A 19563-nucleotide genomic window follows, 5' to 3' on the forward strand; every position below is an offset into this window, starting at 1 on the left:
ACCGTCGACTTCAGGTTGGCGAGCCTCTCCGCTGTCTCCAGTCACGTCACTTGACCTGCCGTCAGGTCCGCTGCTGGGTCGGGTTGCCTGCCCTGCTGAAGTGGTCGGTCACGTCCATCCAGATGGGTGGTCGAACAGCCGGGAGGACTGAGCGCGGGAGGTCTGAGAAGGACTCTCGGCGTGTTGGAAGACGTCGCGGTTCTGGCTCTGCGATCGGTTCATTCAGGCTGGCGCCTGGGTCAGGCTGACTTGATCGGAGAGTTCATCTGGCGACTCCCGGCGTGTCGGAAGACGTCACGATTCTGGCTGCGTGGCCGGTCCATCCACGTCGATCTTCGGGTCAGGGTCCGGGCTTTCCTCGGGTCTGTGAAGCACAACAAACGGAACCGGGAATGGCTCTCCGGTTCCGATGCGGCGCGTGAGGTAGTGCTGACTGCGCTTCCCCGTTGACCTTTCCGCGGGGCTCACGAGATGGGCAGGCCGCGCCACCATTCGCTCAGGATGACCTCGCCTCTGGCTCCCTCCTCGGCGCTCATGACGCCCTGGATGGTCGGGACGCGGCGGTCGTTGGCGGTGCCCCAGATCGTCTGAAGGTACCCCTGTTGCACGAAACTTTCGAGCTTCGACTGCACCGTCCTGAGCTTGTACGCTCCGGTGTCGTACTCGAACGCGATGGGTCCGTACGGACTGTGGAACACCGCGTCCGGCGCGTCCCGCGCCAGGCGACGGTGGGGGTGCAGCTGGAACGCTTCGCCGGTCGGGACGTTCATCATGCGCCGCATTTCGCCCACTCCGGCCGCGTGACCGAGGGCGTTGTCATCCTGGTACTGCAGGGCGTCCGACGCGAGGTAGAAGCGGGTCTTCACTTCGAGACTGACGCGGCTGTACACAGGATGCATGACCGCCTCGACATACCGGACGTTCTTGAGATCCCTGGGGTGGAGCATGTAGTGCCGCCACAGCTGCTCGGCGCTGATGACGCGGTCGGAGGTGAGGTCGGTCATGAAGCGTTCGATGCGCTCGGCCCGGCGGCTCCGGAGGAGTTCGAGGGTCTGCGCGGGGAACACGTCGGGCTTCTTTCGGAGCACGAGTTCTTCGAGCAGGGCGCTGCTGGCCGGACCGGCGTAGGCGTCGTCTTTCGGTGGGCCAAAGGTGGTGAGTTGCAGGCGGTTGCCTGTGCCGCCGGGAAGGTGGTGCAGGACCGTGAGCATGGAACTGTGCTTCTGGGCCAGCGCCCGTCCGCGGGTGGGGGAGGGGGTGAAGAGGATGACCCGGAAGCCGTGGGCGAGTGCCGAGGATTTCAGGCGGGTCACGATGCGTTCGACGGTCGTGCGCGTGAAGCCTCCGCCGGACATGACGCCGCCGACCAGGGCGACGCCCTGGGGGGTGACTCGCTCGAAGAGTTCCATCTTCCCGCCGTACTGTTCGAGGTCACGGGTGTTGGTCTGGTCGGTTTCCTGGTACCCGTAGTCGTTCATGCACAGGCGGATGTAGGCGCGGTCGAGGTTGCGTTGCGGGGCGATCAGGGTGCTGGAGGCGTCACGCAGGACGGTGCGGCGGCCGGTGACGGAGAGCATGTAGAGCCGGCCGATGACCGTGTGGATGGAGTGGAGGAGCCCCGCTTCGAGGATGGCGTCACGCCTGGGGCACTTGAGGCGGAGTTCCTGTTCGGTCCAGGCGCCGTCGTACTCGTACAGGAGTTTGAGGGTCTGTTTCTCCTCGGGGGTGAGGTTGAGTTGGGTCTGGATGCGCTTGATGCTCGCGGGGGTTCGGCCCATCCGGGAGTCCTCCTTCCGGGATACGGGAGGTCCGGTGACGGGCCTCCCGCACGCTGTTTGAGGTTGGAATTACGGGGTGGTAACGGGCGTAGTTTCGGTGGGTCTGGTGTCTTTGGGTGGAGTGGTTTTGCGGGTCCTGGGATCTGCTTTTGCCTTGTCGCTGGCGGGTGCTTTGGGTGCCTTGCTGACCTGCGGTTGGGGTTGGAGGCGTTGCCCGGCCATGGTGCGGCGGATGCTGGCGAGCCGCGTGAAGTCCAGTTCGCCGCTGATGATCTGCTCCGCGGTGATGCGGATCGGAGCGCCGTGCTGGACCAGGGCGTACCGACTCTCGATGACCTGAGCGGCGAGCCAGGTGCGCAGTTCCGGGGTGTCGAGGACGAGGTCGTCCGGGCCTTCGTGGGTCGCGTCCTGACCTGTGGCGTCGAGGTAGGTGGTGGTGAAGGTGTCGGGGAGTGGGGCGCTGAGGATCATGCCTTTGTGGAGGGCGCGTTCGAATTGCTGGAGGGGTTTGAGGCGGTCTGCGGGATCGAGGGATCCGAGCAGTTCGCTCCAGCGGATCAGGGTGGCGATAGACCTCTCCGAGTCGAATCGGTCGAGGGCGGATGTGAGGTTGCCGGGTGTTGGGGTGAGGGAGTTGGGGCCGTTCGGGTTGGGCGGTGGTTTCATATGGTTGACCTCCTGGATGCGCGGCCGAGGGGCTCATGGGGCCGCGTAACTCCAGTCGAGTGTCTGTGCATTTTGAGTTTCGGGACAACCCTGTCTGCATCCGCTGCCGAAGGTTGCAGATCAGCCGGGCCGGCTGGCGTGAGGCGACCCTGGTCTTAGCTTCGAGCGGGGTACTTGTGGTCTTTTGCCGGGCCACCGGTTGACGGACGTCCTGATTGGGGGCCGTGGCGACGGTGTGCTTCCGGGCTGCACTCGGCAATCGCATTGGGTTTCGAAAACCAAGTGATTGACTAGACATGGCTGGCGAAGCTGCTCAGAGGGTAGACGGTGTGTTCTGCTGACAATCCGGAACCTCACCGGATTGCCACTCCACGTCCGGAACCCGTTTCTCTCTCACTCTGCGGGGCAGCTCTACGAGTCGCATCCGCTCCGATTGAATGGCTTGCAAAGCGGTTCAATCGGAGTCCGTACGCCATCACGGCGGCCAATCGCCTGAACGGCACCTTCGGTTGAGGTGGCGAAGGTGACCGGGGTTCAGTGCCGACCAGTTCACCCCGCTCAGGTGTCTGCAGAGGTCGCTGACATCGGGCTCATTGGCTCCTGCGTCGTCAGGATGCCCAACCTTACCTTCTGGGAGAGGAGCGAGTCACCTTTGGGGTGTAAGTGCGTGGAGGGGCGGCGCTTCGCACTCACGAGAGGGGAAGAGCCTCTCTGTGTGGCCTGGTGACATACCTGAGGGGCATTCGTGCAGACACAGGGGCAGGCGGTCAGTTCAGACGTGACAGGAGGTGTGTCGGTTCAGTCCGGCGCATGGCAGATCGAGAATGAGTGCCAGAGCGCAGGGCGGCGGCGCTGCGGCAGACTCAACTCAGGATGCGGAGGTGACACTCGATGAGTGCTTCCAGACACGAATCAGCAGTCCAGGCGGTGTAGGACGCATCGTAGGGAACGAACGTCCCGGCAATGGTCTCCATACTTATGCTCATCCAGTGAGCCTCGCTGGTCACCTTGGCCAGGTCCCTCCGGTACGCATCGACAACGGCTCCCTCGGTCTGGGTGGGGGGCGGCGCCAGTTCGGTGCGGCGCTGGAGGCGCCGCTGCAGGTCCTGCCACTGGTGTGGGTGGGTCGCGCGGACGTCTGCGTTGATCTCCTTGAACAGCGCTTCCCAACCCATGTGATACAAGAATTCGAAGTACAGGTGCTCTCTGCTGGTCAATGGGCGGACCAGGGGTGAGTGCGGCGGTGGTGTGAAGACGCGATTCAGCCAGAAATTGTTGTAGGTGGCGAGGCAGAAGAGATGCTTGGCGACCTCTGCTGGATCCATGTCGCCGTGCAGGCCGACGCCTGCAGCGGCGTCGCAGACCCGCGCGGCGCAGAGCAGGGCGCGGTCTTCCAGGGGAACCTCGAAGAGGTCAGCCATTCCGCTGGCGGCGGCCGTCTGGATTTCCCGCTCCGCTCGTGGTGGGGTGAGTTGCCGGGCGTGGAACCAGAGTTGGGCTGTCAGTCGCCCCATGAGTGTCCTGGCGGCGGCAGGTGCGCGGTAGCCCAGTTCGTAGTTGTGGTGCAGGGTCATCAGGTAGGCGGCGGTGATCACGCCGATTTTGCCGATGGTGTGTTTGTCCTGTGGAAGGGTCATATCCACAGTGTATTATCACTACACCTAACTATCTCTGCCGGGAATAGCGTCGGGGCGGCGGATCCCTGAGCATGGGCGAATGTCGGTGATACGGTGGAAATTGGCCGACTTTCTTGCGGAACACGGCCTCACGGCCTATGCGTTGGGAAAAGCCATGGGCACGAGCTACATGAATACGGTCTACCGCATGGCGCGGCGCGGTCACGAGCCTTCACGGATTGACCTTCCAACACTCGTCAATGTGTTGGACGGGCTGCGGACACTGACGGGGAAAGACGTGGAAATTGCCGACATTCTGGTCTACGAACCGAGTGTCATCCCCGAACGCTGACTTCAGCGGTCGGCCGGTTCCCGCCGGACCTTTCCTGGCCTGGGGTTGCGTTTTCGTGGAGTCGCGCCTGCGGTCTGCTGTGGCGTCGCTGCGCTGACGGCCTTCCGCTCGCGTTTCTGCCGGGTCTTCTTTGCGGGTTTCCAGGTGCCCTGCACGATCGCGTCTGCCTGCGCGTCGTCCAGCTCCGCCGGAATGACTTCCGGGGGCAGTGGGACGCTCTGCCCGGCGCGGATCAGGTGCGGTCCGCTGCCTGTGGCGCGCAGTCTCGTGCCTTCCAGGTGCGGGAGCGGCAGGCTCGGCGCGTCCCGCGAGGCCCGCCGGATCGTCGGGGCCAGCCCCTCGGTCCAGAAGCGCGTCAGGTACGCCAGGCGCGTCGTTCCCCCGGCGGCCACGTCGTCCAGGCCCGCTTCCATGGTTGCCGTGAAGTCTTTCTGCATGACCTCCGGCACCTGCCGCGCCAGGTACGTCGCCACGAGCAGCCCCACGGCCGTCACGGACAGGTGGCGCCCGGTCACGCGGACGTACTCGCGCGTCTGGAGGGTGGCCAGCGTCTGCGCGTACGTGCTCGGTCGCCCGATCCCGGCCTTCTCCATCGCCTGCACCAGCGTCGCCTCGGAGTACCGGGTGGGGGCGGAGGTCTTCTTCCCCTCCGGCGGTCTGGCCTTGAGGGGTAGGCGCTGTCCCGGCTGAAGGGCCGGGAGGCGCTGATCGTCCCTCTCCTCGTCCTCGTCCTGCAGGAGTTGCAGGTGACCCGTCTCCTTCAGCACGCGCCCCTGAGCGCTCAGGGTGGCCGCGCCGCAGGTCAGGGTCACCACGGTCTTATCGAACACGGCGTCATTCATCTGGGACGCCACGGTGCGCTGGTAGATCAGGGTGTACACCGCCAGTTCGTCTCCGCCCAGGCCCACGGTGTCCGGGGCGCGCCAGGTCGTCCCGGCCGGCCGGATCGCCTCGTGTGCCTCCTGGGCGTTCCTGTTGCGGGTCGCGTACTGCCGGGGCTGCGCGGGCACGGCCGCCGGGCCGAACAGGCGGGTGGCTTCCCGCCGCGCCTTGGTCAGCGCCTCGTCCGACAGGGCCGGGGAGTCGGTGCGCATGTACGTGATGTACCCGCCCTCGTACAGCCACTGCGCGGTATCCATGACCTGTTTCGCGCTGAGGTTGAGCCGTCCGCCCGCCTGCTGCAGGGTACTGGTGATGAAGGGCGGCGCGGGCCGGGAGCGGGTCTCCGTCACCTCCACGTGCGTCACGGTGGCTTCCCGGCCGTCCAGATAGGCACTCAGGGCGCGGGCCTGCCCGTCCGTCATCTCCAGCACGCGCACGCCGCTCTTCAGCACGCCGTCCTGGGTGTAGTCGCCTGCCCGGGCGATCGGCAGGCTCTGCGGGTGCTCGCTGCTGCGGACCTGCGTGACGGTCGCCGTGAACTTCGGGCGGGTCAGGACGTCCGCGCGGATCGACCAGAATGTCGCGGGTCTGAAGCGCATGCGGGCCATCTCCCGCTGAGACAGCAGCATCAGCGCCGCGCTCTGCACGCGGCCCGCGCTGAGGTTTCCGCCCACGCTGCCCCACAGCAGCGGGCTGACCCCGTACCCTACCAGCCGGTCGATGACGCGGCGGGCCTCCTGGGCCGCCACGAGGTGCAGGTCGAGGGGCCTGGTTGCCTTCAGCGCGTTCTGAAGGGCCTCCTGGGTGATTTCGGTGAACACCAGGCGGGTGGGCTGCTCGACCTTCAGGAGGCGGCTGAGGTGGTAGGAGATCGCTTCGCCCTCGCGGTCCATGTCGGAGGCGAACAGTACCCGGTCGGCTTTCACGGCGAGCTGCTGGAGTTCCTTCACGGTGGCGCGCCTGGAGGCGGGCACGACGTAGATGGGCGCAAAGGTCTCGGGATTCACACCCAGCGCCGCCCAGGGTTCGGCGCGGTACCGTTCGGGAATCTCCGCTTTCGAGCCCGGCAGGTCGCGCACATGCCCGAGCGAGGCGCGCACCACGTAGTCCCGCCCGAGGTACCCGGCGATCTTGCGGGCCTTGGCCGGACTTTCGACGATCACGAGGGTGGCCATGTGGACAGGGTAGTGGTCCCGGTGCCGCCCTGCCGTGCGCCCGTTCTGCTTGCCTGCTGGGTGGTCCGTTCGGGTAGGCTGCGGTGAATGACAGCGACTGTTGCGCGGCACCGGGATCAGACGGCCCTCACCGAGGAGTTCGCGCAGGCACTGGTGGCGCACCTGAACCGCCTGCGGGCCGAATCGCATCCGGACGATCCGCCGGTGGACCCGGCGAACGTGTGGGGGCAGATGCGGCAGTTGCCTCCCGCGCTGGAGCTGGATTTCTGGACGGTGGAGGAGGCCGGGCAGATCGTCGCGCACGCCCGCACGCAGCTGTTCAGGACCGGGGACAACCTGCATCTGGCGGAACTGGAACTGCTGGTCAGTCCGGGTGCGCGGCGGCGCGGGCTGGGCCGTGACCTGCTGCGGCTCGCGGCGCGGAGCATGCAGGCGCGCGGGCGGACGCTGCTGATCGCGCAGACGACGGACCGCGTGCCGGCCGGCGGGGTGTTCGCGCGCCGGTATGGGTTCCGGGCGGGCCTGAGCAACCATGTCAACCGCCTGCGGCTCGCGGACATCCCCGAGGGCCTGCTGGAGGCCTGGACGACCCGACCGGACGACGGGTACACGCTGGAGGTCTGGGCGGACGGGGTGACGGACGCGGACCTGGACGCGTATGCGCAGCTGCTGAACGTGATGAACGGCGCGCCCCGTGACGACCTGGACGTGGAGGACCAGCGCACGACGCCCGAGGAGGTGCGTTCGGTGGAGGCGCTGGCGCGCGCCGGGGGACGCCGGACGCTGACGGCGGTCGTTCATGCGCCGGACGGAACGCTGGCAGGGCTGAGTGACGTGTCGTGGCGGCCGGCGCAGCCGGGGATCGTGTCGCAGGGGAATACGGGGGTGCGGCCGGAACACCGGGGGCACGGGCTGGGGGGTTGGTTGAAGGCGGCGAACATCCGGGAGGTGCAGCGGCTGAACCCGCATGCGACGGAGATCCGGACGCAGAACGCGGACAGTAATGGGCCGATGCTGAAGATCAACGGGGCGCTGGGGTTCCAGCCGTTCCTGGCGTCCACGGTCTGGCAGGGGAACGTGGCGGACGTGCTGGACAGCCTTGGTGGGCACAGTCTCCGGCCGTGACGGTGGCCGCGGCGCGGTGGGGGAGAGGCGCCGGCCGGTCCCGCCCGCCGGACCGGCGCAGGACACCCATAGTTGACAGAACTGGTCCACTGGTCTAGAGTCGCCTCCGGCTTCACGGAAGCCACCTTTATCCAGAGTCGGCGCGAGGTCACTGGACCCCGGACCGCCGCAGCAACCAGCCCTCATTACGGCGGGTGCTTTCCAGCCCTGCGCGCCCCAACGATGATTCCGGGCCGCAGAACGGGTAAAGGAAGGGTGCACCTCACCGCAGGTTCAGCGCACGATTGCCGTCCCCTTCCCAAGCGAACAGCCCAGGAAGGGGACGTCTGCCGTTCCCTCCGCCTGCCTCACCGGAGATCACCCGTGCCTGACCTGACCCCCCCGGACGTCCTGGACTTCCAGAACGTCAGCAAGACCTATCCGGGCCAGCCCCGCCCCGCCCTGAACGACCTGACCCTGCGCGTCCCGCGCGGCAGCCGCACGGGCGTCATCGGCCGCAGCGGCGCCGGCAAGAGCACCCTGGTGCGCCTGATCAGCGGCCTGGAAACCCCGGACGCCGGAAGGCTGCTCGTCCGGGGCGACGCGCTCGGCCCCGCCACCCGCGCCGCCCATCAGGCCCGCACCGGACTGGTGTTCCAGCAGTTCAACCTGCTCGCGCAGCGCACGGTCCTGCGCAACGTGACCCTGCCGCTGGAACTGCGCGGCGTGCCCCGCGCCCGCCGCGACGCCCTGGCCCGCGAACACCTCGACCTCGTCGGACTGGGCGAGTACGCCGGACGCTACCCCGCGCAGCTCAGCGGCGGCCAGAAACAACGCGTCGGGATCGCGCGCGCCCTGGTCACCGCCCCGGACCTGCTGCTCGCCGACGAGGCCACCAGCGCCCTGGACCCCGAAACCAGCGCCGGCATCCTGAACCTGCTGCTGGACCTGCAACGCGAGCGGGACCTGACCCTGGTGATCGTCACGCACCAGCTGGAAGTCGTGCGGGCCGTCACCACCCACGTCGCCGTGCTGGACGCCGGGCAGCTGGTCGAGACCGGCGAGACGGCCGCCGTGCTGCGCGCCCCCCGGCACGCCGCCACCCGCGCGCTGCTGGACGCCCACCGTCCCCAGGTGCCGCTCGCGCCGGACGAGACGCTGCGCCGCGTGACGCTGCCGGACCTGAACCCGGACACGCTGGCCGCCCTGGCCCGCGCCGGCGCCCGCATCGTGCAGGCCGAACCGCACCCGCAGGGTCTGGACGTCTGGATCGCCGCGCCCGCCGCGTCCCCCGAGTGGGCGGTGCTCGCATGACTTGGGACGCGCTGTGGCCGCTGCTGTGGCAGGGAACCCTCGACACCCTGTGGATGGTCGTCCCGGCGGCGCTGTGCGCGCAACTGATCGGCACGGCGCTGGGCGTCCTGCTCACGCTCACCCGGCCCGACGGACTGCACCCGCAACGCCCGCTGTTCCGCGTGCTGGACGCCGCCGTGAACGTGGGCCGCAGCCTGCCGTTCATCATCCTGCTGGTTCTCCTGATTCCCTTCACGCGCCTGATCACCGGCACCAGCATCGGCTCCACCGCCGCCATCGTGCCCCTGACTGTCGCCGCGATTCCCTTTGTGGCCCGGCTGGTGGACGGCGCGCTGAAAGACGTGCCCCGCGGCGTGGTGGACGCCGCGCGCGCCATGGGCGCCAGCACCGCCCAGACGGTCTTCAAGGTCCTGCTGCCCGAGGCGCGCCCCGCCCTGATCCACGCGTTCACGGTCATGATCGTCAGCCTGATCGGCTACAGCGCCATGGCGGGCGCCATCGGCGGCGGCGGCCTGGGCGACCTCGCCATCCGCTACGGCTACCAGCGTTTCGAGACCGGCGTGATGATCGCCACCGTCGCCGCCCTGCTCGTCCTCGTGCAACTCACGCAGTGGGCCGGGGACCGCGCCGCCGCGCGCAGCGACCACCGCTGACCGCCCGACCCCGCTCCGGCGCCACCCGACCCCCAACCGAACACCCCCCGCTCAAAAGATCCACGAGGAGCCCCTCCATGCGATTCTCTGCCCCCCTGACCGGCCTGCTCGGCACCCTGCTGCTCACCTCCACCGCCGCCGCCGGCACCCTCCGCGTGGGCGCCACGCCCGTCCCCGCCGGGGAACTCCTGACCTTCGTCAAACCCATCCTGGCCAAGCAGGGCGTCACGCTGGTCATCCGGGAATTCAGCGACTACGTGCAACCCAACGTCGCGCTCGGCGAGGGCGCGCTGGACGCCAACCTGTTCCAGCACGTCCCGTACCTGAACGCCTTCCAGCAGAACCGACCGCTGAACATCGTCCCCGTCCGCCGGATCTACCTGCCGCCCCTGGGCCTGTACTCCCGCCGGGTCACGAAAGTCACGGACCTGCGCCAGGGCGCCACCGTCGCCATTCCCAACGACCCCAGCAACGGCGCCCGCGCCCTGCTGCTCCTCGAACGCGCCGGACTGATCCGCCTCAGGGCCGGCGTGGGCGCCCGCGCCGCCGTGACCGACATCACCAGCAACGTCAAACGCCTCAAGTTCCGCGAACTCGACGCCGCGCAGCTGCCCCGCAGCCTCGCGGACGTGGACGCCGCCATCGTCAACACCAACTACGCCCTGGAAGTCGGCCTGAACCCCGACCGGGACGCCATCTTCCTGGAGGGAAGCAGCAGCCCGTACGTGAACGTGCTGGCCACCACCCGCGACAAGGTGAACAACCCGGACCTCGCCAGACTCGCGGCGGCCCTCACCAGCCCCGAGGCGAAAGCGTGGCTGCTCAAGAAGTACGGCGGCAGCATCATCCCCGCCTTCTGAACCGCCCAGCCCTCACCCGAAATCGCCCCCCTTTTACCCCCACGAGGAGTTCCACCATGCGCACCCTGCTGATCCTGTCCGCCCTGCTCGCCGCCACGACCGCCACCGCCGGCACCCTGCGCGTCGGCGCGAGCCCCGTCCCGCACGCCGACATCCTGAACTTCGTCAAACCCATCCTGGCCAAACAGGGCGTCACGCTGGTCATCCGCGAATTCAACGACTACGTGCAACCCAACCTCGCCCTGGCCGACGGCAGCATCGACGTGAACTTCTTCCAGCACACCCCCTACCTCAACGCGTTCCAGAAGGACCGCCCGCTGGGCCTCGTGGCCGGCGCGGCCGTTCACGTCGAACCCATGGGCCTGTACTCCCGGCGTGTGAAGGCCCTGCGTGACCTGAAGACCGGCGCGACCATCGCCCTGCCGAACGACCCCAGCAACAGCGGCCGCGCCCTGAAACTCCTGGAACGCGCCGGCCTGATCCGCCTCAAGGCAGGCGCCGGCACGGCCGCCACGACCCTGGACATCACCAGCAACGTCAAACGCCTCAAGTTCCGCGAACTCGACGCCGCCCAGCTGCCCCGCGTCCTGGCCGACGTGGACGCCGCCATCATCAACACCAACTACGCCCTGGACGCCGGCCTGAACCCACTTAAGGACGCCCTGACCCTGGAAGGCGCCAGCAGCCCCTACGCCAACCGACTCGTCGCCCAGCCCGCCACACTGAAAAACCCCGACTACCTCAAACTCGTCGCGGTCCTGCGCAGCCCCGCCACCCGCACCTTCATCCTGAACACCTACAAGGGCGCCGTCGTTCCCGCCTTCTGAGGACTGTGTGGCGGCGGGGTGTCAGCGGGTGAACGCACCGACCCGGCCCGCCGCTACGCGATTCCCCGGACTGGATGGCTGTGCTGGCTCCCCGGTCCGGGGGTCGCTGCTTATGACGCGTTCCGTTCGGGCGGAGGGGCCCCTGTCACCCTTTAATTCTGGTCCGTATGGTCGGCAGGATGGTGAAAACAGTGTGCTGGACGCCTGTTTTCAACCTACGCCTAGAAGGCGCGTGAAGCCCCGCCCCGGATTCCTCGAGGGGTGATGGACGGGGGATTTCAGGAAAAGCCTTTCACACTAATGTAAATTGGTTTGAAAACTGGCGGTCCGGGCACTACACTCCGGGCGTGACCCTCCAGCACGGTTTCCCGCATGCTCCGACCCGGCGGCCCGCATGACCCTCGTCCAGTTGCGTAACGCCGTGACCATCAGCGGCCTCGACGACCGCGCCCTGCGGGTCCGGGCGGTCGAGGCGGCCAGCACCTACGACGACGACATGCTCACCATGATCACGCACGCGTACATGACGGTCGCCAGCCGCAAGGGTGCCCGCACCAGCCGCCGCACCCTGGAAGCGTACGCCCTGGCGGTCAAGGATTACGTCCGCTGGGCCGAGCGGACGGGCGTGTCGGTCCTGCGACCGGGCCGCCGTGACGGGGGCCGGTACGTGGCGCACCTGCAGACCCGTCCCAGCCAGTGCCGGGGCCGCAGCGGGCCGCTGTCGGCCGCGACGGCCGCGCAGTACGTGGCGGGCGCCCGCGCCCTGTACCGCGCGCTCAGCTGGGCGGGCGCGACCGACGCGCACCCGTTTCAGGACGCGCACGTCGCGCCGGACCCCACGCCCGGCATCGTGAAGAACCCCCCGTACCTGCATGAGATCGATCAGGTCCTGCCGCACTGCGACGCCCGCCTCGCGGCGCTGACGCTGTTGTGCGCGCACGCCGGGTTGCGTGTCAGTGAGGCGCTGGCGTTGACGGCCGCCGACGTGCATGGCGCGTCGCTGACCGTGCGGGGTAAGGGAGGCCGGGTGCGGCGCGTGCCGCTGGGCCGCCGCGTGCGGGACGCCCTGAACGCCGCGCCGCCTCTGGACGCGGACGGCCGGCTGTTCGACTGGAAGTACGCGCAGGCCACGTACCGGATGCGCAAGGCCTTCCGCGCGGCCGGGCTGGGTGAGGCGTGGCGGGGGTTTCACGCGGCGAGGAAGCATTCGGGCACGCGGCTGTATCAGGCGACGCGGGATTTCACGCGGGTGGGGTTGTTTCTGGGGCACGCGTCGGTGGACACGACCCGCCGGTACGTGGCGGTGCAGGACAACGACGTGGCGAGCGAGGTCGAGTTCTTCTGAGAGTGGCGGCCTGAACGGGCCGTCATGGATAGGATCTATTTTTATTGGAATGTATATGATTGGCAGACAGAGGCGCCCACGCCGGTGGAGTCGCCTCCTCCCGCCACTGGGTGCCTGACCTGTCTGCTGTCTCTGCCCGATTGGTTCCGGGGGGACGGTCAGCCCTCCGGGTTCGGCTGGGCTTTCTCCGGCGAGGCGAATTTGAGGGCGACGATCGTACATACCAGGACCGCGAGCAGGGCCAGTCGCAGGGCGCTGGCGCTTTCGCCGAAGAGGATGATGCCGGCCAGGGCGGTGCCGAATGCGCCGATGCCCGTCCAGATCGCGTAGGCGGTGCCCAGCGGAATGAATTTGATCGCCTGGGTCAACAGGCCGAAGCTTGCGACGCTACAGACCACGAACGTCAGTGACGGCAACAACACCGAGAAGTTCTGTGACAGTTTCAGGCTGATCGTGAAGCCGATCTCGAACAGCCCTGCTATGAATACGTAGATCCAGCCCATACCGACCTCCTGGGCCGCTTCGACGAGCGGCGGGTCAAGACACGAATTTCAATCCGACGATGGTCGCGACCAGCAGGACCAGCAGACCCAGGCGCAGCGGATTGGCCGACTCCCGGAAGAACAGAATGCCGACGAGTGCGGTGCCGACGGCGCCGATGCCGGTCCAGACGGCGTACGCGGTCCCCAGGGGAATGACTGTCATGGCGCTCGTCAGCAGCCAGAAGCTCAGTGGTGCCAGCGCGAAGAACATCAGTGACGGCCACAGTTTCTTGAAACCCTGCGACAACTTCATCGAGGTCGTGAACCCGACTTCTGCCAGTCCAGCGCCGATCAGAAAGAACCATTCCATAACGCCTCCTCTCATACGGATTCCGTTTGTTTCGCCAACAATCCGGAACGTCACCGCCCCTGCTGGCTCCACGTCCGGAGGGGCGTTTCTCTCCTTCTCTGCGGGGCAGCTCTCCGAGTCGCATCCGCTCGGACCGGGCGGGCTTTGCAGCCCATTCAATCGGAGTCCGTATCAGGTCACATCGGACGTGAGATCGAGCAGTAACTGCTCGACCTGGATTCGCAGCGCGCCCTGTGGGACGGCGGCGCCCATCAGTTCGGCGAAGTACAGGCCTTCCACGGCGAGCCGGGCCACCGTGGCGCGTGCGGGGTCGAGTCCACTGTGCTCCAGTTGCGTCTGCCACCCGTCGGCCGCCTGACGGAAACGGGTCAGCAACTCCGGTTCGTGGGCGACGATGGCCAGCAGCGCAGCGGTCGAGGCCCTGACCCGCTCGTCCCGCAGTTCATCGAGGGTGGCCTGCACGAAGGCGCGGGGGTAGGACGCGCCCTGTGCCGTGTGCTGCGCGATACGGCGTTCAAAGTCGTCAAGGTACGCCTGGAGCAGACCGACGATCAGGTGGTGCTTGCCGGGGTAGTGGTAGAGCAGTCCGCCCTTGCTGACGCCAGCCTCGCGGGCGACGGCGTCGAGGGTGAGGTGGTTGACCCCATCGCGGTGGATGACCAGGGTGGCCGCGTCGAGGAGCAGGGCGCGGGTGTCGCCCGCCCGGTTGGCTGGTGGTGGAGTTGATCTGGTCATAGGTCAGTGTACCGTCTGGACGGTACAGTAGATGAGACAGGCCTTCAGAAAGCTGGAGCGTGAGCCTGCCCTCCCCCACTCAGGCTTCCAGAGCGAGTGCGCAGAGAACCGCCACGCCTGAGCCGGAGCCTCGGCAGAACGGGAAACGGACGCAGGACTGGGAATACAGGAACAGGGAAACCGGGCCTGAACAAGAGCAGAAGCAATGCCAGGGAGAGGAGTAGTCAACGGAGATGGCTCAGGGAATCACTTTCATATACAGAGAAATAATTCAGGCTGGCCTCTACAGGTCACCTTCCCCGCCCCGCGCTTGCGGCAGACTCGGCGCTGATGAACGCACCCGTCCGGGGCACGCCGCCCACCTCCAGCGATCCGCCCCCCACCCGCCGCGAACAGTGGCGGGACCTGCGCGCCACCGTCGGACTGGTCTGGCAGGCCAGCCCACGCCACGCCCTGACGTTCGCCGGCACCAGCCTGCTGGGCAGCGCCCTGCCGGCCGCGAACCTGCTCGTCGGGAAGTACCTGCTGGACGCCGTCGCCCGCGCCGCGCAGGGCAACGTGACCTACGGAACGCTGCTGGGTCTGCTATCGGCACAGGTGGGGCTGGTGATCCTGGGCAGCCTGCTGAGCACCGTGCAGAGCGCCGCGCAGCAACTGCTGGGCGACAGCCTGCAACACACCGTCAGCCGCCGCATCCTCGACAAGGCCACCACCCTGAGCGTCGAGGCGTTCGAGAACGCCGACACGTACGACCGCCTGCAGCAGGCGTACCGGGAGGTCGGGTCGCGGCCCCTGGGCGTCGCCACGCAACTCGTCTCGCTGGTCGGGGCCGTCATCACGCTCGGGTCGGTCGGGGCGCTCATGGCGCAGCTGGGCGCGTGGGTGCTGCCGCTGGTGGTCCTGGCGAGCCTGCCGGGCGTGATCATCAGTAACCGCTTCGGGGTGGAAGGCTACCGGATGCTGCGCCGCCAGACGCACGACGCCCGCGTGCAGAACTACCTGGGTAGCCTGCTCACCTCGGACACGCTGGTCAAGGAGGTGCGGCTGTTCGGGTTCGAGCCGTACCTGCTGCGCCGCTGGCGGGAGTACTACCTGGGGTTCCGCGCGCAACTGGAGACGCTGGTGCGGCGGCGGTCCGCGTGGAATTTCGGGGCGTCGCTGGTCTCGGCACTGCTGATCGGACTGGCGAGCGCGCTGATCCTGCGGCGCGCGGCGGCCGGGCAGATCAGCGTGGGGGATTTCAGCGTGTTCGTGCTGGGGATCGCGCAGGTGCAGGCGACCGTGAGCGGCCTGCTGAGCGGCGTGAGCGGCATCTATCAGAATCTGCTGTACATGCGCAACCTGTACGCCTTCCTGGAATTGCCGGGCCGTGACCTGGACGCCGGGGCGACGTGGGAGGGCCGCATCGACACCATCGAGTTCCGGGACGTGTCGTTCCGCTACCCGCTGACGGACCGGGACGTGCTGCGCGGCGTGAACTTCACGGTGCGGCGCGGCGAGTCGCTGGCGCTCGTCGGTGAGAACGGGGCGGGCAAGACAACGGTCGTGAAACTGCTGACGCTGCTGTTCCAGCCGACCGGCGGGCAGATCCTGCTGAACGGCCTGGACGCCGCGCAGTTCAGTCCGCGCAGCGTGCAGCGCGAGATGAGCATCATCTTCCAGGATTTCGGGCAGTACCAGATGACGGCCCGTGACAACGTCGCCCTGGCCCAGAGCGAACGCCTGGGAACGGACGGTCCGGGCAACGATGAGAGGGTGCGCCGCGCGCTCGGGAGTGCGGGGGCGGAGTTCGTGCAGACGCTGCCGGCCGGGCTGGACACGCCGCTGGGCCGGCTGTTCCAGGGGGGGCGGCAGCTGTCGGGCGGGCAGTGGCAGCGGCTGGCGCTGGCGCGACTGTACTTCCGGCAGGCGTCGGTGCTGGTGTTCGACGAGCCGACGGCAGCGCTCGACGCGCAGGCGGAATTCGAGACGATTCAGGCGCTGCGGGCCGAGGCGGCGGGGCGGATCACGCTGATCATCTCGCACCGCTTCTCGACGGTGCGGCTGGCGGACACCATCATCATGCTGGAGGGCGGGCGGGTCAGCGAGAGCGGCAGTCACGAGACACTGCTCGCGCGGGGCGGCCGGTACGCGGAGTTGTACGAACTGCAGGCGCGCGGGTACGCGGCCACGCCAGTCGGCGGGGAAGGGCGCTGACAAAAAAGAACACTACAGCAAGAATGTCCAGGCGGCACGAGGCGCGCGCCATGACATTGACAACCACGGCTTTACACAGGTTTTTACCGCTCAGCACAGCATCCTGCGAGTTTCTCGCTGCACCTCGCACCAAAGGGGAAAATGACGCACTGACTGACATTTCCCCTCCTCTATGCGCCATCATGACGTCGTGTGGCACACGACTCCAGCAGGGGTGGAAACTGTTGCAGAGCACTGATACGGACTCCGATTGAACAGGAATTTCCAGTACCCTGCCGATGAAGTATCACAAGGGGCCTGCGGTCGGCGCCGGACGTGTGGCGCACGTACCTGGACCTACCCGGTGACTGGCCATGGCACGCGACCCGGTCAGGGCAGGGTGGGAGTCACCACCAGTTCAGGGCGTGAGCGAATCCCTGCAGCAGCACGGCTCCCTGCAGCAGGGTCAGGCCCGCCGCGCCGAGCGCCGCGCCCCGCTGATCCCAGTGCCACAGAGCCACGGATACCCCGGCCATCAGCAGGCACGTCAGGAGCGCCACGGCCGCCGCGCCCACCACATGCGCATCCGGCACCACTTGGTGAACGACGACTGTCACGATCAGCAGCAGGAACCAGAAAGACAGAACGACGCGCGGCAACAGCATGACCAGCAAGGTACCCGCCCCGCACGAGCCGCAGGATTGCGCGCCTTCAGCAAACGCAGAGGGACGGTGGGCAAGCTGGTGAACACGGGCGGGCAGGTCACGCCCCTCCCCCACCCCGATACCAACTCCAGCGTGGACGCTGCCGGTCAGGGCGTGGGGCGCTGCGCGTGCGGTTCGCTCAAACCCGTCGGGCACGCTCTGTGCCCTTCCTGTGACGCCCGCCGCTGAAGGAGCCCATCCATGAACGACGTGACCGCCGCCGCGCTGTTCCTCGCCGCCTGGGTGACCGGCCTCGCCCTCCTGCTCGCCTGGGTCGTCACGATCCTGATCACCCTCAAGCGGCGCGACCGGGAGGAACCATGACGCCGGACAGCACCGCGCGGCGTGCAGGCATCACACAGTACGGACCTGGTCGAAGCGGCCTGGCCGGCCCAGACCGAAGCCCAGCGGCGCAACCAGCCCGGCACGCTCCGCCAGTGGCGGCGCGGCTGGGATCACGCCAACACCTACCTTGCTCACCTCGTCACCGCGCAGGCCCCGTGGCCGGTGAGTGCGTGACGCCCCCCGACCCGCCCGCCGTGCTGGAGGTCAAGGCCAGAGCCCGCCAGATGAACCTCCTGCTCAAGGATCAGGGTCACTCGGACGTCGGTCACGCGACCTGCCTGCACGAACTTAGCCTGCAGGCCGGGTACGAGAACTGGCAGACCTACGGCGCCGCCCTGCGCAAGGCGGCCGGACTGCCCCCAAAGCGGCACCTCACCCGCGCCGCCCAGCAGCGCCGACAGGAGCGGGCGTGAGCGCCTTCCACTGGGACAACTGTTCATGGGAATTTCATGACGTTGAGCCGGTGGATTGACACCGCTCCTTTTTGCTTCTACGATCGTTTCATGTAACGATCGTGGAGGCAAAACTGGAAGACCGGCACACTATTCTGCATGCCTGATGGGACGCCCCCCAAACCCCCAAGCCAGAGCAGTCCTTCTGGACAACGCCGTCACCTACGTCCTACAACACGGCCTGAGCGACCTCAGCCTACGGCCCCTCGCGACCGCCCTCGGCGTCAGCCCCAGACTCCTGCTCTACCACTTCACCAGCAAAGAACACCTCATCACGGAAGTTCTCGCCCGCATCTTCGACCAGCAAGCCCAACTGTTCACTGCCCCCGCACCGCACCTCTCCCCTGCACAACGGCTCGACATTCTCTGGACTCAACTGTCCAGCCCTCAGATGAAGCCGTTCCTGCGCAGCCTCTTTGAAGTCGAATTGCGTGCCATTGACGGACACCCCCACTACGCGCGCTTCGCTACCGAAGCGCTGCAGGGCTGGCTTCACATGGCTGCCGCGCACCTTACTGACGCCCCCGAAGCCGTCGCCCGCGTGCTGCTCAGCAGCCTGACCGGACTGCTGGTCGTCCGTTTCGCAACTGGCGATGAAGAGGGCACCGACGCCGGATACGAAGCATTGAAACAGTTGCTGCTGGACGCCAAGCACCTCTAAAGGAGTATCCCCCATGACTTGGATCACCGTTGCCCCACTCATCGCGGGCGCCCTGACCTTTCTGTTTGCCGTCACGTATGCCCTTTCCCGCCGCACGAACGCCACCGGCCCATGGATTATTCCTGCTGTCCTTGCCGCCCTTTTTCTCGGCTTTTCGCTCTACGCGGGAGTGAACGAGGGGGCCACGGGCTTCTGGCCTGAACACGTCCGTAACCTGTGGGGGAACCAGATCTGGTTCGACCTGCTGCTGGCAGCCAGTGTCGCCCTGTACCTGCTGATTCCAAAGGCCAGGGCTCTGGGGATCAACCCCCTCCCCTGGGCAGTCCTATCTGTTGCCACTGGAAGCATCGGCCTGCTGGCCTTCTTGTCCTTCGTGCTCTGGAAGCAGGGTCGCCTCCACTCCATGCCGTCAAAGTAAGGATCGGTTCGTTGGGTGCTCGTGTGGCGACGCCACTGGGAGCACAGCAATACGTGCCCCTCTCACAACCGCACGAAACCTGAGGGCCGGGGGACGTACGACGATCCCCGATCCAGCCACCCAGTTGAAGATCAAAGCCGAAACCCACGAAATCAGCCTGTCGCTCAGTGTTCAGGGAACGGCGAACATCACTCGCTCCGCGTGCCGGTCACGCCCCTGATCCGGGCCGAACTGACCCGGCAGAGCGTCACGCGCCTGGCCCTGCACGCCTACGAACTCACCAGCAACCCACGCGGACGCGAATTCACCGCTTGGCTGGACGACGTTGCCGCCCCCCGCCGGTGTGGTGGCGTGGCGCTCCGGAGGTCCGCATGAACCGGAAGGCGACGTGCATGTCCTGATCGCCCGCACCCCACACGCGGTGAGCTGTAATACGGACTGCCGTTTGTTTCGCCGACAATCCGGAACGTCACCGCCCCTGCCGGCTCCACATCCGGAGGGGCGTTCCGCTCCCACTCGCTTCGCTCGGACCCAGCGGGCCTTGCAACCCATTCAATCGGAGTCCGTATCATCCGGTGAAGATTTGCCGCGTGCTGAAGGACATTGACCGGCACCGGAGGCGGAAAGGCGGGACGGCCTGAACACCACT

General features: G+C 67.3%; 22 protein-coding genes. 14 read left to right on the plus strand and 8 right to left on the minus strand.

Annotation, left to right across the window (positions count from 1 at the left end; all coding sequences use genetic code 11):
- Positions 1–464: 464 nt before the first annotated feature.
- The 3 genes from CBQ26_RS14385 to CBQ26_RS14395 form a co-directional block, all read right to left on the minus strand.
- A complete protein-coding gene (locus CBQ26_RS14385) occupies positions 465–1778 on the minus strand; it encodes a hypothetical protein (protein WP_088249333.1) in 1314 nt (437 codons plus the stop codon).
- 69 nt (positions 1779–1847) lie between these two features.
- On the minus strand, positions 1848–2444 hold the full coding sequence (locus CBQ26_RS14390; protein ID WP_088249334.1) for a hypothetical protein: 597 nt from the start codon (positions 2442–2444) through the stop codon (positions 1848–1850).
- Between the two features lie 863 nt (positions 2445–3307).
- A complete protein-coding gene (locus CBQ26_RS14395; protein ID WP_088249335.1) occupies positions 3308–4081 on the minus strand; it encodes a hypothetical protein in 774 nt (257 codons plus the stop codon).
- Between the two features lie 100 nt (positions 4082–4181).
- Between CBQ26_RS14395 and CBQ26_RS14400 the strand changes: the two genes are divergently transcribed.
- Positions 4182–4412 carry a helix-turn-helix domain-containing protein gene (locus CBQ26_RS14400; RefSeq protein WP_143342146.1) on the plus strand — a complete coding sequence of 77 codons (231 nt, stop codon included), beginning with the start codon at positions 4182–4184 and terminating at the stop codon, positions 4410–4412.
- A gap of 2 nt (positions 4413–4414) precedes the next feature.
- On the opposite strand, the gene topA is transcribed toward CBQ26_RS14400, so the two are convergent.
- Entirely contained in the window at positions 4415–6469 is a 2055-nt protein-coding gene (gene topA, locus CBQ26_RS14405) for a type I DNA topoisomerase (protein ID WP_172418105.1), read from the minus strand.
- Between the two features lie 87 nt (positions 6470–6556).
- Between topA and CBQ26_RS14410 the strand changes: the two genes are divergently transcribed.
- The 6 genes from CBQ26_RS14410 (at position 6557) to CBQ26_RS14435 (ending at position 12572) form a co-directional block, all read left to right on the plus strand.
- Positions 6557–7594 (plus strand): GNAT family N-acetyltransferase, encoded by a 1038-nt coding sequence (locus tag CBQ26_RS14410; protein WP_088249449.1) that lies wholly within the window; start codon positions 6557–6559, stop codon positions 7592–7594.
- Positions 7595–7966: 372 nt separating this feature from the next.
- Complete coding sequence (locus CBQ26_RS14415; RefSeq protein ID WP_244898053.1) at positions 7967–8887, plus strand: methionine ABC transporter ATP-binding protein; 921 nt, start codon at positions 7967–7969, stop codon at positions 8885–8887.
- Entirely contained in the window at positions 8884–9540 is a 657-nt protein-coding gene (locus CBQ26_RS14420) for a methionine ABC transporter permease (protein WP_088249339.1), read from the plus strand. Before CBQ26_RS14415 ends, CBQ26_RS14420 begins: the two co-directional genes overlap by 4 nt.
- Positions 9541–9617: 77 nt before the next feature.
- Positions 9618–10400: a MetQ/NlpA family ABC transporter substrate-binding protein gene (locus tag CBQ26_RS14425; RefSeq protein ID WP_088249340.1), complete on the plus strand. Its 783-nt coding sequence runs from the start codon at positions 9618–9620 to the stop codon at positions 10398–10400.
- 56 nt (positions 10401–10456) lie between these two features.
- On the plus strand, positions 10457–11227 hold the full coding sequence (locus CBQ26_RS14430; RefSeq protein ID WP_088249341.1) for a MetQ/NlpA family ABC transporter substrate-binding protein: 771 nt from the start codon (positions 10457–10459) through the stop codon (positions 11225–11227).
- Between the two features lie 394 nt (positions 11228–11621).
- Positions 11622–12572: a tyrosine-type recombinase/integrase gene (locus tag CBQ26_RS14435; protein ID WP_088249342.1), complete on the plus strand. Its 951-nt coding sequence runs from the start codon at positions 11622–11624 to the stop codon at positions 12570–12572.
- A gap of 158 nt (positions 12573–12730) precedes the next feature.
- Here CBQ26_RS14435 and CBQ26_RS14440 read toward each other — a convergent pair whose 3' ends face one another.
- The 3 genes from CBQ26_RS14440 to CBQ26_RS14450 all read right to left on the minus strand — a co-directional run bounded on the left by CBQ26_RS14440 (position 12731) and on the right by CBQ26_RS14450 (position 14159).
- On the minus strand, positions 12731–13075 hold the full coding sequence (locus CBQ26_RS14440) for a DMT family transporter (protein WP_088249343.1): 345 nt from the start codon (positions 13073–13075) through the stop codon (positions 12731–12733).
- A gap of 34 nt (positions 13076–13109) precedes the next feature.
- On the minus strand, positions 13110–13424 hold the full coding sequence (locus CBQ26_RS14445; RefSeq protein ID WP_088249344.1) for a DMT family transporter: 315 nt from the start codon (positions 13422–13424) through the stop codon (positions 13110–13112).
- 171 nt (positions 13425–13595) lie between these two features.
- Positions 13596–14159, minus strand: coding sequence for a TetR/AcrR family transcriptional regulator (locus CBQ26_RS14450; RefSeq protein WP_088249345.1), 564 nt, complete (start codon positions 14157–14159; stop codon positions 13596–13598).
- A gap of 330 nt (positions 14160–14489) precedes the next feature.
- On the opposite strand from CBQ26_RS14450, the gene CBQ26_RS14455 reads away from it, so the two are divergent.
- Complete coding sequence (locus CBQ26_RS14455; protein WP_088249346.1) at positions 14490–16355, plus strand: ABC transporter ATP-binding protein; 1866 nt, start codon at positions 14490–14492, stop codon at positions 16353–16355.
- Between the two features lie 386 nt (positions 16356–16741).
- On the opposite strand, the gene CBQ26_RS14460 is transcribed toward CBQ26_RS14455, so the two are convergent.
- Positions 16742–16999 carry a hypothetical protein gene (locus CBQ26_RS14460; protein WP_088249347.1) on the minus strand — a complete coding sequence of 86 codons (258 nt, stop codon included), beginning with the start codon at positions 16997–16999 and terminating at the stop codon, positions 16742–16744.
- 240 nt (positions 17000–17239) lie between these two features.
- Between CBQ26_RS14460 and CBQ26_RS22880 the strand changes: the two genes are divergently transcribed.
- The 6 genes from CBQ26_RS22880 to CBQ26_RS21995 all read left to right on the plus strand — a co-directional run bounded on the left by CBQ26_RS22880 (position 17240) and on the right by CBQ26_RS21995 (position 19289).
- On the plus strand, positions 17240–17362 hold the full coding sequence (locus CBQ26_RS22880) for a hypothetical protein (RefSeq protein WP_280522602.1): 123 nt from the start codon (positions 17240–17242) through the stop codon (positions 17360–17362).
- Between the two features lie 21 nt (positions 17363–17383).
- Positions 17384–17557: a hypothetical protein gene (locus CBQ26_RS21990; RefSeq protein WP_172418106.1), complete on the plus strand. Its 174-nt coding sequence runs from the start codon at positions 17384–17386 to the stop codon at positions 17555–17557.
- Positions 17554–17796, plus strand: a complete 243-nt coding sequence (locus tag CBQ26_RS14465) for a glyoxalase superfamily protein (protein ID WP_143342148.1) — start codon at positions 17554–17556, stop codon at positions 17794–17796. Before CBQ26_RS21990 ends, CBQ26_RS14465 begins: the two co-directional genes overlap by 4 nt.
- 145 nt (positions 17797–17941) lie before the next feature.
- The gene (locus tag CBQ26_RS14470) at positions 17942–18496 is read left to right on the plus strand and encodes a TetR/AcrR family transcriptional regulator (RefSeq protein ID WP_088249349.1); all 555 of its coding nucleotides are present in this window, start codon (positions 17942–17944) and stop codon (positions 18494–18496) included.
- 13 nt (positions 18497–18509) lie between these two features.
- Positions 18510–18914, plus strand: a complete 405-nt coding sequence (locus CBQ26_RS14475) for a hypothetical protein (RefSeq protein ID WP_088249350.1) — start codon at positions 18510–18512, stop codon at positions 18912–18914.
- A gap of 201 nt (positions 18915–19115) precedes the next feature.
- Positions 19116–19289, plus strand: coding sequence for a hypothetical protein (locus tag CBQ26_RS21995; RefSeq protein ID WP_172418107.1), 174 nt, complete (start codon positions 19116–19118; stop codon positions 19287–19289).
- Positions 19290–19563 lie beyond the last annotated feature (274 nt).

This window comes from Deinococcus indicus (assembly GCF_002198095.1).
Lineage (GTDB): Bacteria > Deinococcota > Deinococci > Deinococcales > Deinococcaceae > Deinococcus > Deinococcus caeni.